Source organism: Cohnella abietis (assembly GCF_004295585.1).
GTDB classification, from domain to species: domain Bacteria; phylum Bacillota; class Bacilli; order Paenibacillales; family Paenibacillaceae; genus Cohnella; species Cohnella abietis.
The window spans coordinates 4,623,057-4,637,575 of sequence record NZ_AP019400.1 but is presented as its reverse complement, the minus strand read 5'-3'; the positions used below and the strand labels follow the sequence as shown (position 1 = coordinate 4,637,575).

At 45.1% G+C, this 14,519-nt stretch carries 11 protein-coding genes; 10 read left to right on the top strand and 1 reads right to left on the bottom strand.

Annotated elements, in window-relative coordinates:
• Positions 1 to 93 precede the first annotated feature (93 nt).
• The 5 genes from KCTCHS21_RS20455 to KCTCHS21_RS20435 all read left to right on the top strand — a co-directional run bounded on the left by KCTCHS21_RS20455 (position 94) and on the right by KCTCHS21_RS20435 (position 6,772).
• Positions 94 to 2,634, top strand: coding sequence for a DNA internalization-related competence protein ComEC/Rec2 (locus KCTCHS21_RS20455; RefSeq protein ID WP_157994085.1), 2,541 nt, complete (start codon positions 94 to 96; stop codon positions 2,632 to 2,634).
• A 212-nt stretch (positions 2,635 to 2,846) separates the two neighbouring features.
• Positions 2,847 to 3,395, top strand: a complete 549-nt coding sequence (locus KCTCHS21_RS20450) for an RNA polymerase sigma factor (protein ID WP_130612629.1) — start codon at positions 2,847 to 2,849, stop codon at positions 3,393 to 3,395.
• Positions 3,392 to 4,411, top strand: a complete 1,020-nt coding sequence (locus tag KCTCHS21_RS20445) for an anti-sigma factor family protein (protein WP_130612626.1) — start codon at positions 3,392 to 3,394, stop codon at positions 4,409 to 4,411. The genes KCTCHS21_RS20450 and KCTCHS21_RS20445 overlap by 4 nt, the downstream gene beginning before the upstream one ends.
• Before the next feature lie 229 nt (positions 4,412 to 4,640).
• Positions 4,641 to 5,672, top strand: coding sequence for a DNA polymerase III subunit delta (gene holA / locus KCTCHS21_RS20440; RefSeq protein WP_130612623.1), 1,032 nt, complete (start codon positions 4,641 to 4,643; stop codon positions 5,670 to 5,672).
• Positions 5,673 to 5,851: 179 nt separating this feature from the next.
• Positions 5,852 to 6,772 carry an Rpn/YhgA-type helix-turn-helix domain-containing protein gene (locus KCTCHS21_RS20435; protein ID WP_130612620.1) on the top strand — a complete coding sequence of 307 codons (921 nt, stop codon included), beginning with the start codon at positions 5,852 to 5,854 and terminating at the stop codon, positions 6,770 to 6,772.
• Between the two features lie 209 nt (positions 6,773 to 6,981).
• Here KCTCHS21_RS20435 and rpsT read toward each other — a convergent pair whose 3' ends face one another.
• Positions 6,982 to 7,254 carry a 30S ribosomal protein S20 gene (gene rpsT, locus KCTCHS21_RS20430; RefSeq protein WP_130612617.1) on the bottom strand — a complete coding sequence of 91 codons (273 nt, stop codon included), beginning with the start codon at positions 7,252 to 7,254 and terminating at the stop codon, positions 6,982 to 6,984.
• A 128-nt stretch (positions 7,255 to 7,382) separates the two neighbouring features.
• Here rpsT and gpr point away from each other — a divergent pair, with 128 nt between their 5' ends.
• The 5 genes from gpr (at position 7,383) to lepA (ending at position 14,484) form a co-directional block, all read left to right on the top strand.
• The gene (gene gpr, locus KCTCHS21_RS20425; protein ID WP_130616618.1) at positions 7,383 to 8,387 is read left to right on the top strand and encodes a GPR endopeptidase; all 1,005 of its coding nucleotides are present in this window, start codon (positions 7,383 to 7,385) and stop codon (positions 8,385 to 8,387) included.
• Positions 8,388 to 8,556: 169 nt separating this feature from the next.
• Positions 8,557 to 9,807: a stage II sporulation protein P gene (gene spoIIP / locus KCTCHS21_RS20420; protein ID WP_130612614.1), complete on the top strand. Its 1,251-nt coding sequence runs from the start codon at positions 8,557 to 8,559 to the stop codon at positions 9,805 to 9,807.
• A gap of 19 nt (positions 9,808 to 9,826) precedes the next feature.
• Positions 9,827 to 10,219 carry a hypothetical protein gene (locus tag KCTCHS21_RS20415; RefSeq protein ID WP_130612611.1) on the top strand — a complete coding sequence of 131 codons (393 nt, stop codon included), beginning with the start codon at positions 9,827 to 9,829 and terminating at the stop codon, positions 10,217 to 10,219.
• 410 nt (positions 10,220 to 10,629) lie between these two features.
• Entirely contained in the window at positions 10,630 to 12,576 is a 1,947-nt protein-coding gene (locus tag KCTCHS21_RS20410) for an endonuclease MutS2 (protein ID WP_130612608.1), read from the top strand.
• A 90-nt stretch (positions 12,577 to 12,666) separates the two neighbouring features.
• Complete coding sequence (gene lepA, locus KCTCHS21_RS20405) at positions 12,667 to 14,484, top strand: translation elongation factor 4 (RefSeq protein WP_130612605.1); 1,818 nt, start codon at positions 12,667 to 12,669, stop codon at positions 14,482 to 14,484.
• The last annotated feature ends 35 nt before the right edge of the window (positions 14,485 to 14,519 follow it).

Genomic DNA, 14,519 nt, shown 5'->3' with positions numbered 1-14,519 from the left:
TTTCTTTGTCGTATGTTGGAGAGAGGTGCGGGATATATGAACAGAAGGCCCCTCGCTGCAGTTTCATGCTGCTGGATAGCGGGAGTTTCTATATTGTCTTTATGTCAGGGACTGCGTGCTATCCTAGTGCTAGGTGCTCTAATCCTTCTTCTCGTAGGCCTTGGTGCAGCGGGTAAATTAAGTCCGAGGCTTGCGCTCGTTTGTATACTAGCATTGATATTAGCTAGCGCTGAACGGCAATGGGTGGAGCTTCACAAAACAACGGATATTGAGAATATGGACGCTACTATAGGAGCAGAAGCTATTCTAGAAGGCTATATAAGCTCGGTAATTGAAGTGGATGGCGACTTGGCTACATTTAAGCTTAAGGCATATGGGATGCAACTTGCAGCCACTGACAAAATGGAGAAATTGACAGATACAGTAATAGTCAGAATCAAGTTAATTGAACAGGCACAGCAGGAGGTCGCAGCAAGCTGGCACCAAGGAGATTGGGTCCGACTGACTGGGAATATGGAGCTTCCAGATCAAACGGGTAATTTCGGAGCGTTCGATTATCGAGAGTTTTTGAATAAGCATGGCATCTACTGGCAGATGTCAATTAAAGGTACGGATAGCGTTTCTCTCTTGGATAAGCCTGTCCCGCTTACAATTAAACCAATGAGAGAGCTTGATCGGATGAGGGATTTGATTGGAGGGTTGATGGATCGCCTATATCCTACTGGTGATTCGGGTTACATGAAGGGTCTTGTTGTCGGTATTCGCTCAGACCTTGATCCTGAACAATTCGATTATTTTGCTAGGCTTGGGCTTACACATATATTGGCCATTTCTGGGCTTCATGTAGGTGTTGTTGTATACCTCCTGTTGCAGCTTGGCGCATTGTTAAAAATGACACGGGAACGAACATTAGATGTGACAATCGCTATGTTACCGTTTTACATGATGATTACCGGAGGCTCTCCTTCGGCCGTTAGAGCTTGCTTAATGGCTATGATTGCGCTTTGGTTAGCACGTCGTCATGCATTGAAGGATGGGTTACACCTATTGCTTGCAGCAGCATTAATCATGCTAATATGGAATCCCTCACTTATTGAAGAAATTGGCTTTCAGCTTTCTTTTATTGTGACGGCTGGCTTAATTCTTTTCGTTCCTACGGTAACCGCATCTTTGCCCATTCCATGGAAATGGCTCCGAGGACCGGTAGCTGTTACATTGACTGCACAAGTGGTTTCTTTTCCGCTTACGGCTTATTATTTTCACACTTTTAATTTGATGTCCTTGCCGGCGAACTTTGTGCTTGTTCCTTTTATTAGCCTTATCGTTTTGCCGCTTGGGATGGCATCTATCGCATTGGGTAGCATTTGGCTTCCATTAGGAATTATTCCGGCTAAGCTAGCTACAGCAGGTAACAATTTGACCTTCTTTTTAGTGGAATGGTTGAATGGTTATCTTGGTTTGAGAACGGCATGGCAGCAAGTTTCCTTAATGTGGATTGTCATTGCATATTTGCTCATGGGCTTGGGAATAAAATTGTTAAAAAGAAGATTAGCCTCAGTGAAGGAACGGGAATGGTGGAAGAAGCACACGAAAGTAGGAGTGGTGGAGCATACAAAGGAACAGGACACCGTGCCTTTAATAATTGAATCTGTCGGGTGGCAAAGCACGAGTAAGCTGACAAAGGCTCTTAAAGGTGCGGGGATTGCAGTCATTGTTGCAGCTTGGCTGCTATGGGGATATCAGCCTGCATGGTTGAATCGCAATGCGACCGTTTCTTTTATTAATGTCGGCCAAGGGGATAGTATCCTGATTCGTACTGGGCAAGGCAAGCTTGTCTTAATAGATACAGGTGGTACGATCAGCTTCCGGAAGAAAAATGAAGAATGGAAAAACCGCAGCGATCCTTATGAGGTGGGGCGCAAATTACTTGTTCCGTTGTTGAACAAGCGTGGAATCGGCAAGCTGGATGCTTTAGTTTTGACTCACTTAGATGCTGATCATATTGGGGGCGCAAAGGCGGTTATTGAAAATATTCCTATTCGTACGCTATTGTTTAATGGGACGATAAAGAACTCGCCGGTAGTTCTATCATTATTTCAACTAGCACTGAACAAAAACACCTCTATTTATTCCGTTCATGAACCAATGGAGTGGGAGATAGACTCATCAACTAAAATAAAAGTTTTGTATCCTACAGTTGCACAGGCGGGATCGACGAATGATATTATGCTTTGGGGCAATCAGAATGCCCGCAGCGTTGTTTTACTTGTTACTGTATACGGGAGAAGCTTCCTGCTTTCTGGAGATTTGGAGGCTGAGGGAGAACGGGAAATCGTTGAAGCTGAATTAATTAAAAATAACCTGAACGCGACGACAGTGCGGCGGGTAGATGTATTAAAGGCAGGACATCACGGTAGTAAAACGTCTACGACTAACGAGTGGGTAGACTACTGGAACCCACAGGATACGATTATTTCGGTCGGACTTAACAATAGCTATGGTCACCCTTATCCAGCAGTTATGGAACGTTTAACGGCTTCGGGTACAAACATTTTTCGTACAGATTTAAATGGGGAAATTCAATATTTAGTTCGCCCGAATGGAGCAATGGAAAGAAGAATGTTGCGCAAGTGAAAGAATGAATGTATGATCATTTAATTCCAACCTATTAGACGGTATAAGGTGCCATTCGGTTTCATATATCCAAGATAAAACATTATGCCTTTTCGTACATTTTTGCTAGACTGAAAGTATTAAAGATAAAATTACCTGAAATTCCCTAGGGGGGATTGCAACCTTTATTCAGACACTAACGTCTGTGAAGGTGCAGGGGAGGAGGATCTTCTGTGGTGGAGCCGGCTCTGATCAAAGCCGCACAAGCGGGCGACCGGGAAGCTCTCGTTACGCTACTCCGCGAAATTGAGAATCAAGTATATCGTACGGCTTATTATTTATTAAATAACGAGCAAGATGCCCTGGATGCATCTCAGGATGCACTCATCCGTATTTATACAAAAATTGATTCTTACGAGGAAAAAGCTCAATTTCGCACCTGGGTACAACGAATTGTAACAAACATATGTATTGACAAATTTCGGCGCAAAAAGCCTTCCGTATCCATCGATGAGCACGATATGGTTTTCCATGCGGGGGATAATGTTGAAACCGAGGTTCTTTCCGCATACGCTGCCGAGGAAATACGTGAAGCGATCGGCAAGCTCCCAGAGCATCATCGAACGGTTGTCGTGCTCCGGTATTTGCAGGATTTTTCGTACAATGAAATTGCCGACTCTTTGAATTTGCCACTTAATACTGTTAAATCGTACTTATTTAGAGCCCGGCAACAATTACAGATTCTTCTTCATGACTATCAGAAAGGTGGTGTCCGGGGATGATTTGCCAAGAGGTGATGGAACTCATGCAGCGTCACATTGATAGTGATTTAGATCAACAAGAAACGTCGCTCATGATGGATCATGTTGGTCAATGCCCGGATTGCGCCGCCATGCTAACAAGGCTGCAAAGGCTGTCCAATGAATTGGAGCAGCTGCCGCGGGTAGTACCCAAGTTCAGTCTTGTAGATGCCATACTTCCCGAATTGGAACGACTTCATGCTGCAGATTCGACAAGTGATTCCCGACTTAATGAGGATAGCTCAAACGATAAGCCTTCTTCTGCAAGGTCACATCGTCCGTCTCGGCATTTATTTGGTAAAATATCGGGTGTGGTCGCTGCTGGCGTAGTTGCGGGGCTATTGATATTTAGCAATCCAAGCCAATGGATTTCAGGTGGGAGTGGCAGTCATAATGAAGCCGCTGCACCATCCCCATTTTCTTCTGTAGCTTCTTCTTCTGGGAATGAAGCAGGTTTATTATCAGACTCGATGTCTAGGATGAAGGGAGCAGAAATTGAAACCAACAAGGAATCAGCTTCCAGATCGATGGCATTGGAGCAATTTGATGACAAGTCTACTGTGCCAGATAAATCTTCGGTAAGCAAAGTTGAGCCAAGTTTAACCGCACCGCAGGAAAAAGATTCTACGGATATGGGTAAACAAGGGCTCAATGCTAAGGATCAATTTGGAGCGATTTTAACTGAGAACCCTAAGGCAGATATTCCTAAAGCGGATATTCCTAAGGAACCTTCAATGCTGATGTCCATCCCAGCCGCACTATCGTTTTCACCAGATGAGAAGTGGAGAGCTGTTGCGGTTGAAGGAGCAGGAACGTATCAGGTGTACAATACTGCTGATGATAGCCAGGTGTTTAATTCCGAGGCTCGTGAGGGTAAGATAAGCTTTCTGAACTGGAATGAGGATAGCACGATTCTTTATTTCACTTTCACGGATGCCAACGGAAATCAAACCCAGTGGCAGTTTGATACAATTAATGTTAAAGAAACATCACGCTAACCTATCCTCACCATTTGCGAGCTGTTGCATATAGTGTACAGATGGAGTTGACGTTCGTCTTCGGGCGACGTAGCGGTCGTTCGCGCACGGCACCATGGGCCGGCCGGCGAACGTTGATATAGATGTCCGAGCGCAAAGGGATTACATCTTCCTAAAGGTGTGATCTCTTTGTTGTTTGTTGTACAATGAAACAAACTACAATGTCTACATAGGGTTGGGGGATTTTAACATGGACGCTAAACAAGCTTTTCGTTTAATTAAGCAAGGCAGCATATCCCCGATATACGTCTGCTACGGAACAGAATCTTATTTGATGAATGAATTTATAGAGCGATTGCTGGAGCAGGTAGTTGAACCTGACCACCGGGAAATGGCTATCGTTCGTTTTGATACTGGTGAAACATCACTTGATGTCATTATAGAAGAAGCAGAAACTCTTCCGTTTCTTGTGCCAAGCAAAGTTATACTCGTCAGGGATAGTGTATTGTTCGCCTCGGGAAAAGAATCCAGTCGTATCGAACATCATCCAGAGAGACTGCTTACTTATATGGGGCAGCCATCCGAAACGACTATTCTTATTTTCCTAGTGGGTCACGAAAAGCTGGATGAACGTAAGAAGCTTGTCAAAACCGCTAAAACAAATGATTCCATCATTGCGTTCACGCCATTGCAGTCTGAAGAGCTGCTGCAATGGCTGAATAAGCGTGCAAGCAATCAAGGTCGTACAATGGGCAGCTCAGCTGCAGAGGAGCTTCTGCGTCGGGTGGGTACGGATTTGCATGCATTGGCTGCGGAGGCGGATAAGCTTTGCTTGCATGCGGGTCAGGGAGGGACAGTAACTGCACAATCTGTTCAAGAGCTCGTGCCGATGGCAACCGAGCAAAATGTATTCAAATTAACAGAGGAATTAGCTGCGCTCAGAACTGCGGCCGCCATTACGCTTTATTATGATTTGCTTAAGCAACGTGAGGAGCCGATTAAGCTGATGGCGCTCCTTGTACGTCAGTTCCGTAACATGCTTTATGTTAAGGAGCTTGGAAGTCAAGGCTACACTCCTCAACAAATGGCCACACAGATAGGGCTTCACCCATATGCAGTCAAAATTACAGCCGAGCAGGCGCGCAAATTCAGCCAGGAACGTCTGGCGACGATGCTTTCCGATCTTGCTGATCTAGACTATGCGATGAAAACCGGTCGTATTGAAAAAACAATAGGACTTGAGCTTTTTTTACTGAAGACAGGCTCGTCTGGAGCAAGCTAGAAATAGTTCGGGCACGACTTAACTCTTTTATAGACGGTACCCTATATTCATGGTACGATATCAGCGAATAACAGCTCGGACGTGAAGCACACGCCACTCGTTCTCCTACATGGAGAAACGGGTGGCGTTTTGTGTTTTATGGTACATATCTTCAGCTGCAATTGGAGGGAGAAACGAATATGAGTATTGATCACGATCGTTTATTCAAAGAACTGCTTCAAATCTTCTTCAAAGAGTTCATGGAGCTATTTTTTCCGAAAGCTTGCTCGTTTATCGATTTTTCACATGTAACTTTTCTTTCTGAGGAATTGTTCACGGATGTGATGGGAGGCGCAACAGGAAGGGTGGATGTTCTTATTGAGACTAGGCTGTTGGAAGAGGAAGTCGGTAATCGGGGAGGTATGGGTGATACGGATAAGGCATTGATAATTGTACATTTGGAGCCGCAGTCTTATTACCAAATTAATTTTTCTGAGCGAATGTTTCTGTATTCTAGTAAGCTCTACGAGAAATATCGCCGGCGTATTTTGCCGATTGCGATTTTTAACCATGAACGTGAAGCACAAGAGCCTGACAATTTTAGTTGGCATTTTCCTTTTCTAAGTGTGATGACATTTCGTTATTTTACGGTACAATTAAGTAAGCACAATTGGCGGGAATTTCTTGATAAAGATAACCCTGTTGCCGCTGCGCTCTTGAGTAGCATGGGATATAATAAGAGTGAACGAGTGATGGTGAAGCTTGAATTTCTACGTATGATGATGAAGATGCAATTGGATCCGGCACGAATGAGGATACTCACGGTATTTTTCGAAACTTATCTGCAATTAACCCCTGCTGAAAACATTCAACTACAGGAAAATATAGAACGAATATATCCGCACGAGGAGGAGAAGCTGATGGAATGGATGACCTCATGGGAGAAAAAAGGCAAAGAGGAAGGGTTGCAGGAAGGGCTATTGAAAGGTAAAGAAGAAGGCATACAAGAGAGTAAACAAGAAATCGCTCTAAAAATGCTTGAAAAAGGACTTAACCCAGAGATAATCGAAGAACTGACAGGATTAAGCTCTTCGCAGATCAGCAAGCTTCAAAAACACTGACGCCATTATGTGATGGACTTTGTCCATTTCTGAAAATAAAAACCCTCCTATGGAATCATTCTTCTACGAGGCTTCGAAAACCTTTAGATTTTTAAAAATGAAATTCATCAAAAAAAGCCATCCTATGTAGGAACCCTACAAGGGATGGCTTTTTCCTGGCTGCTGCCTTATGAGGGGCAGGTCAGCCGCATATGCGTCAGGCACAAGACTTAAGCTTGCGCGGACAATGCGTTGAGTTTTTTGGCCAGACGGGACTTTTTGCGAGCAGCTGCATTTTTGTGAATGAGCCCTTTTGTTGCCGCTTTGTCCAACTTCTTCTGAGCCGCGCCGTAAGCCGCTTTAGCAGCGTTTACGTCTGTTCCAAGGACCGCAACATCAGCAGTTTTAACAGCTGAACGTAGAGCGGACTTGCCCGAAGCATTACGTTGACGACGTGCTTCGTTCGTTTTAGTACGTTTAATAGCGGATTTGATGTTTGGCATTCTTTTCACCTCCAGCAAAAACAGAAGTATTTCTCCACACAACTTGTAATATTCTATCATGCAAGGGGGTAAAAAGCAAGCTGATATCCCACCATATTGCACAAACGAAAGGGGTTTTATTTCACATGATGAATGCAGATTTATCTAAGTATAACGTACGTACTGATCTTGCGCTAGAAGCGCAGGAAATGGCGACACAGGGGCAGCAAAATGGACAAGTACCCGGAGTATGGTCTGAGTCTGAAAGTGCGGATGGTATTACGATATCACGTATGGAGATTAAAGACGAGCAAGGGGCTCAGCAGATCGGGAAGATGATAGGCCACTATGTTACTTTAGAGGTGCCAGAGCTACGTGAGGGAGATACGACACTCCAGGATAAGGTTGCCACTTCGTTCGCTCGGGAATTCGAAGCATTTCTCAAACGGATTGGAATTAATAAGACAAGCAGTGTGCTAATAGTGGGTTTGGGAAATTGGAACGTTACCCCAGACGCTCTTGGACCAATTGTCGTAGAAAATATTATGGTAACTCGTCATTATTTCGAGCTTATGCCGGATCAGGTTAGTCCAGGCTATCGACCGGTTAGTGCAGTAGCACCTGGTGTTCTAGGGACAACAGGGATTGAATCAAGTGATATTGTACAAGGGATTGTGGAGAGAGCTAAGCCGGATCTTGTTATTGCCGTCGATGCATTGGCAGCCAAGTCATTAGATAGAGTAAATACGACCATTCAGATTGCCGATACGGGCATTCATCCCGGCTCAGGCATCGGTAATAAGCGTAAAGGTCTTACGAAAGAAATATTGGGTGTCCCCTGCATCGGTATAGGAGTTCCGACCGTGGTTTACGCATCGACGATCGTTAATAATACGATGGATATGGTATTTGAGCATATGAAGAAGCATACTCCGAATACAGATCCGTTGTTTGGCGTTTTTGGCAAAATGGAGGAAAATGAGCGGTTAGAGCTTGTTAAAGAGGTGCTGAATCCGCTTGGTCACGATCTTCTTGTCACTCCGAAGGAAATTGACAAGTTTATGGAGGATATCGCGAATGTTATTGCGAGTGGCCTAAACGCCGCGCTTCACGAAGCAGTAGATACAGACAACGTTGCAGCATATACCCATTAGACTAAGCAGCCAGCTTCCCTAGGGAGGTTGGCTTTTTTACATTTCTAACCTCAGACTCTATTAACCTCTGAATGGTGTTCTATCATTCTCGATTCTCTCATATGATGGGATACCTTTAGAAAATGAGAGAAGGAGCCTCCGTTTGCTCGAGGCCCCGGGGAGGGTGAGTATGAAACGTATTATCGTTTCCGTGAATTGGCCGCTAATACAAGCCAAGTGGCGGAGAATACTAATTACCGGACGTGCGTATTTTATCTTAAGTGTGTGCTCTATGGTGTTGTTCGTTTTACTAGGCTTGGGAGGAATGGTGCAACAATCTTTGGCAGTGTCTCCCGTCCAATCTATGAAGGGCTTCGCTGCTTCCTTGTCAGGACACTTTTTTCAATCTTTGTTGAGCATGGAGCTTCCACAGATGGAAGCGAAGGAAGGTTCCCCTCTTCAGACAAGCCGCGTAGCAGCTTTCTTGCTGCGGTTTATGACCGATATGAATCCGGATGATCCCAAAAGCATGCTTGCATTGGAAATGCCAGGTATGGAAAGGGACCAATCCGTTCTTCTTCGTCCTGGATCTGGCGGACCTGAAGCACCAGAGGATCACGGTCCACTTGAAGGGGACGGACAGCATCCTGAGGACGGTAACGGAGAGATTGATCCAGGTAAGATTACAGAGCAAGGTGGAAAAAATAGTCCACCAGAACAAACGGCATCTCCGGAGCCTACTCCGCACAATGAGTCTGTGCCGGAGAAAACGGGAGGGCAATCAACTGGAGGCAAAAAGGTTGTATTTGTCTATCACTCCCACAATCGTGAATCGTTTTATCCTGAGCTCAAGTCGAATATGAAGGACCCAACTTCAAATACTATTAACGTTACGCTTGTTGGTAAGCGTCTTGCTGATCAGTTGGAATCGCTCGGTATAGGGAGCAGTCACTCTTCGAAGGATTATCCTACTACAGTTGAGGGCTATAATTGGAATTATTCGTATAAATATTCGTTGCAAACTGTTCAGAAGGCTTTAGCGGCAAACAAGCAATTACAATTTTTCTTTGACATTCATCGAGATTCTCAGCGGAGAAAGAAAACGACAGCTACGATTAAAAATAAAGATTACGCTCAGGTGTACTTCATCATAGGGCATCGTAATCCAAACTGGCGGGAAAACGAAGCATTCGCTAATCAAATTCACGAGCAAGTAGAAAAGAAGTACCCGGGGTTATCCCGAGGCGTATGGGGGAAGACAGCGGCAAATGGCAATGGGGAATATAACCAGTCGGTTGCGCCGGACAGTGTACTGATTGAAATAGGTGGCGTCGACAATACGTTACAGGAATGTTATCGCACCGCAGATATACTCGCCAAGGTTATTGCTGATTTGTATTGGGACAATGAGAAAGCTGTCAAAGTAATGGCCAAAAAGTAAACAAGAGGAGGGAACTAACATGCGTCGGGATTCATTTAAGCTACTTATTTTTGCGGCAATCGTGGGCTTTGCGATTTTATATGGAATGGAGCTGTCTTCCAAAGGAATTGCAGATGTACATGGCCCGCTGAAAAATGCACCGCTCAGTATTGAAGATCAAGCTGGTTCTGAAGGGGATTGGACGCTCCCAGCAGCTGGGACAGGGAAGCGCAACAATGCCCCTACTTCTAAAACACAGCAATCTGCGGAGGATATGCCTTATTACTGGGATGACGAAGAGTTCAGCATTCCCCGGAATGACCGTGAACCCCTTGTGGATAGGGTTTCAGGCAAAACCGGGGAGGTGCTGCACGACTTATCTCGAACTGGAATCCGAATAGTGGTTTCGATTTTCGATAAAGTACTGGGATGATCAGGCTTGACGATGGCTGATCACCTCTTCTATAATGAAATCAATTACGTTCTAAGGGGAAATTTTGATGTTGGTATTGGTTCTGAACTGAATTATCTATAAGTCGCGAATAGGCAAGGGTAGAAACCGTCTGTAGGATGGTTTATTCCGTAATGCTCACTCGCGGCACTGATAACCAGTGAAGAACCGGTCAAGACCGCCCCTTACGAAGATATTTCGGGGAGATCAGCCGCGCTCATTCAGGGTGCGGTTTTTTTGTGCAAATAAACGGATGTGATCGCTTATTTGCGCTACTCTTACGAAATGAATCGACAGGCTGCGAGCTTGCGCCGATGGCGCGCTTGTGGCCTGTTTTTGTTGTGCGTAAAAAAGAATAGATTTTATTTTTTATTAAACAGGAGGTAATACCCTTGAGACAGCATTCACTTAATAAATTGGAATACAACCGAGTTATCGAAAACCTTATGGATTACGCAGTAACTTATATAGGCCGGAGAAGTATTGAGAAGCTTCAGCCTATACAGGATCGTGAGTTAATAACACACAGGCTGGCGGAGACGTATGAGGCAAGTCAATTGTTAGCTAAGGGCGGACATCCACCGCTGCCCTCACTCGAAGGCATGGAAACGATAATGGGCCTTCTTGGTACGGGCTACATTATGGAAGAGAAGGATTTTGAGTATATTGCCCAGTTTGCCCGTAGCTGCGAGCAGTTGCGGAGCTACATGATTTCTAAAAAAGCGGATGCTCCAATAGTTGCAGCTTACGGAACCTCGATGTTTGATCTGAAACCATTGCGAGAGGCTATTACCGAATGTATAGACCGAGGGCGAATTGTGGACTCGGCAAGCACAGAGCTGCATAAAATCCGCAAAAAAATCCGGACTGCTGAGGAACGGCTGCAGAAGAGGCTTGAAACCCTGCTTTCACGGTATTCTGATTCTTTGCAAGAGAGGTTAGTTAGCCAGCGTTCTGGAAGATATGTGCTTCCCATTAAGAAGGAGTATCGTCGAAGAGTACCGGGTACTGTACTGGATGAATCATCAAGCGGACAAACGGTATTCGTCGAGCCGTCAGAGGTGGCTGGATTGCAAATGGATTTAAGTGCCTTAAGGGCAGAGGAATCACGGGAGGAAACGCAAATATTGGCTCTGCTGTCAGCTGAAGTAGAGAAGTATTCCTACGAGCTGTCGATTAGCTTGGAGACAGTCGGTCACTATGACTTCTTATTCGCCAAAGCCAAGTGGGGACTGGCAATAAGGGGTATTGCACCTGAATTAAACGAAGATAGGATTATTGACTTGCGTGAAGCCCGGCATCCCTTGTTGGCCTCACAGCCTGTGCCTTTGAATATTCAGTTAGGGGATGGTTATCGAGCATTGCTCATTACTGGACCGAATACAGGAGGGAAGACGGTAGCTCTAAAAACCGTTGGATTATTAACACTCATGGCACAGTCCGGCTTGCTTATTCCAGCTGCGGAAGGAAGTCGTCTAGCTATTTTCCGTTCCGTAGAAGTAGACATTGGGGACGACCAAAGCTTGGATTCGTCGCTTAGCACGTTTTCTTCTCACCTTCGTAATGTCATTGATATACTGGCGCATGTGAGGTCGTCTGCTCTAGTATTGCTTGACGAGCTGGCAACGGGTACAGATCCTGGAGAAGGGGTTGGACTTTCTATTGCTGTGCTGGAGGAGCTTTATCGGAGAGGGGCTGTCATTATGGCGACAACTCATTTTAACGAAATCAAGGAATATGCACGCAAGACAGCAGGCTTCCAGAATGCCAGAATGGCGTTCGATGAGGAAACGCTCAGTCCGTTATATCGGTTAGATATGGGAGAGGCAGGAAATAGCTACGCATTCGTAATCGCAGCCAAGCTAGGAATATCTCCGGACATCGTAGAACGGGCAAGGATGATTGCTAATAGCTTGAAGTCAGGTAGTGGAGCTGCAGCTGGAGCTAACATTCCTGCCATACGAGAGGAATCAAGCAAGTCAGTGAGGGCAGGATCACCATCTTCCCTGAAGCCCAAGGCGAAATCGGTCAATTCTAATCAAGAGCCTCCAATCATCTGGTCCATCGGTGATCTCGTATTTATCCCTTACTTGAAAAAATCAGGAATTGTCTACCGTCTGCCTAATGAAAGTGGGAATATGATTATTCAGGTCCAGAAGGAGAAGCTGTCGATTAACCATAAGAGAATTCGCAAATATATCGACAAGAAGCATCTTTATCCAGGGGAAGATTACGATATGGATATCGTGTTCGATTCTGTAGAAAACCGTAAGAAGCGCCGTTTGATGGGCAAAAGACATGTTGAGGGGCTGTCCATTCAGAAGCCTGCGGAAGATTGAAGGGCAGACTCATTGATGCCATGAGTATACGCTGTTATAATGAAGTGATCGTCATTTGACGCATGGAACCGGCTGGAGGTACTTATTGTAATGGCAGAAATCACTTTTAAACAAAGCCACATTCGCAATTTTTGTATTATCGCGCATATCGACCACGGCAAATCAACATTGGCCGATCGCATTCTGGAATATACGGGGACGCTTACCTCCCGCGAGATGCAGGAGCAGGTTCTAGATTCTATGGACCTCGAACGGGAGCGCGGAATTACGATTAAGCTGCAAGCTGTTCGTCTGCTTTATAAAGCGGATGATGGGGAAACCTACATGCTTCATCTGATCGATACGCCGGGCCACGTAGATTTCACGTATGAGGTTTCACGCAGCTTGGCTGCTTGCGAAGGCGCTTTATTGGTCGTCGATGCTGCTCAAGGTATTGAAGCTCAAACGCTAGCTAACGTGTACCTTGCGTTAGAAAATAACTTGGAAATTGTTCCGGTCATTAACAAAATCGATCTTCCAAGCGCTGATCCGGAGAGGGTTAAGAAGGAAGTCGAGGATGTTATTGGTCTCGATACGAGCGACTCCGTTTTAGCTTCGGCAAAGAATGGTATTGGTATTAAAGAAATATTAGAGCAGGTTGTAAAAAAGATCCCTGCACCTCAGGGTGATCGTAATAAGCCGCTTAAAGCGCTTATTTTTGATTCCCATTATGATCCCTACAAAGGGGTTATCTGCTACATCCGGATTATTGACGGAACGATTAAAGCGGGAACCCGCATGAAATTCATGGCTACTGGAGCAAACTTCGATGTTGTTGAAGTTGGCACCTTTATGCCTCGTCCAACTTCCGTTTTGGAGCTTGGACCAGGAGATGTTGGATTCGTATGCGCTTCGATAAGGAATGTTAAGGATACTCGTGTAGGGGATACCATTACGGATATGAAGAACCCAACGGCAGAAGCCCTTCCAGGCTACCGCCGAGTTAATCCAATGGTGTTCTGCGGATTGTACCCGATCGAAACGACTGATTACAACGATTTGCGGGATGCACTAGAGAAGCTTGAGCTTAACGATGCTTCGCTTCGTTACGAGCCAGAATCCTCGCAAGCGTTAGGCTTCGGCTATCGTTGCGGATTTCTAGGTATGCTTCATATGGAGATCATTCAGGAGCGAATTGAACGCGAGTTCAATATCCCCCTTATTACTACGGCGCCAAGCGTTATTTATAGGGTAACCTTAACGAATGGTGAAGTTTTGGAAATTTCCAATCCTGCGGATTATCCTGAAGCGGGTAAGCTAGAGCATGTTGAAGAGCCTTACGTTAAGGCATCTATAATCGTACCGAATGAATTCGTAGGGGCGATTATGGAATTGTGTCAGGGCAAACGTGGAGAGTTCATAGACATGCAATACTTGGACACTAATCGTGTAACCTTGAAATATAACATGCCATTGGCAGAAATCGTCTATGACTTCTTCGATCAGTTGAAGTCAAGCACGAAGGGCTATGCTTCCTTCGATTATGAATTAACAGGGTATCGTCAATCTAGTCTCGTTAAGATGGATATTTTGCTTAATGCGGAGAAGGTTGATGCGCTTTCCTTCATCGTGCATAAGGACAGAGCTTATGCTCGTGGCAGAATTATTTGTGAGAAGCTTAAAGAGCTTATCCCGCGCCAAATGTTTGAGGTGCCTATTCAAGCGGCCATTGGGCAGAAGATCGTTTCCCGTGAATCGATTAAGGCCATGCGTAAGAACGTTCTGGCAAAATGCTATGGCGGAGATATTTCTCGTAAGAGAAAGCTGCTTGATAAGCAAAAAGAAGGTAAGAAACGGATGAAGCAGGTCGGTAATGTTGAAGTACCGCAAGAGGCATTCATGGCAGTGCTTAAACTCGATAGCGATTGATAAGTTTAATTATAGAATAGCGGGCTGAGTTTCTG

What these genes read in the sequence shown, in the direction of transcription:
- KCTCHS21_RS20445 (WP_130612626.1), top strand. Translation starts at nt 3,392, where the DNA reads ATGATTTGCCAAGAGGTGATGGAACTCATGCAGCGTCACATTGATAGT.
- holA (WP_130612623.1), top strand. Translation starts at nt 4,641, where the DNA reads ATGGACGCTAAACAAGCTTTTCGTTTAATTAAGCAAGGCAGCATATCC.
- KCTCHS21_RS20435 (WP_130612620.1), top strand. Translation starts at nt 5,852, where the DNA reads ATGAGTATTGATCACGATCGTTTATTCAAAGAACTGCTTCAAATCTTC.
- rpsT (WP_130612617.1), bottom strand. Translation starts at nt 7,254, where the DNA reads ATGCCAAACATCAAATCCGCTATTAAACGTACTAAAACGAACGAAGCA.
- gpr (WP_130616618.1), top strand. Translation starts at nt 7,383, where the DNA reads ATGAATGCAGATTTATCTAAGTATAACGTACGTACTGATCTTGCGCTA.
- spoIIP (WP_130612614.1), top strand. Translation starts at nt 8,557, where the DNA reads ATGAAACGTATTATCGTTTCCGTGAATTGGCCGCTAATACAAGCCAAG.
- KCTCHS21_RS20415 (WP_130612611.1), top strand. Translation starts at nt 9,827, where the DNA reads ATGCGTCGGGATTCATTTAAGCTACTTATTTTTGCGGCAATCGTGGGC.
- lepA (WP_130612605.1), top strand. Translation starts at nt 12,667, where the DNA reads ATGGCAGAAATCACTTTTAAACAAAGCCACATTCGCAATTTTTGTATT.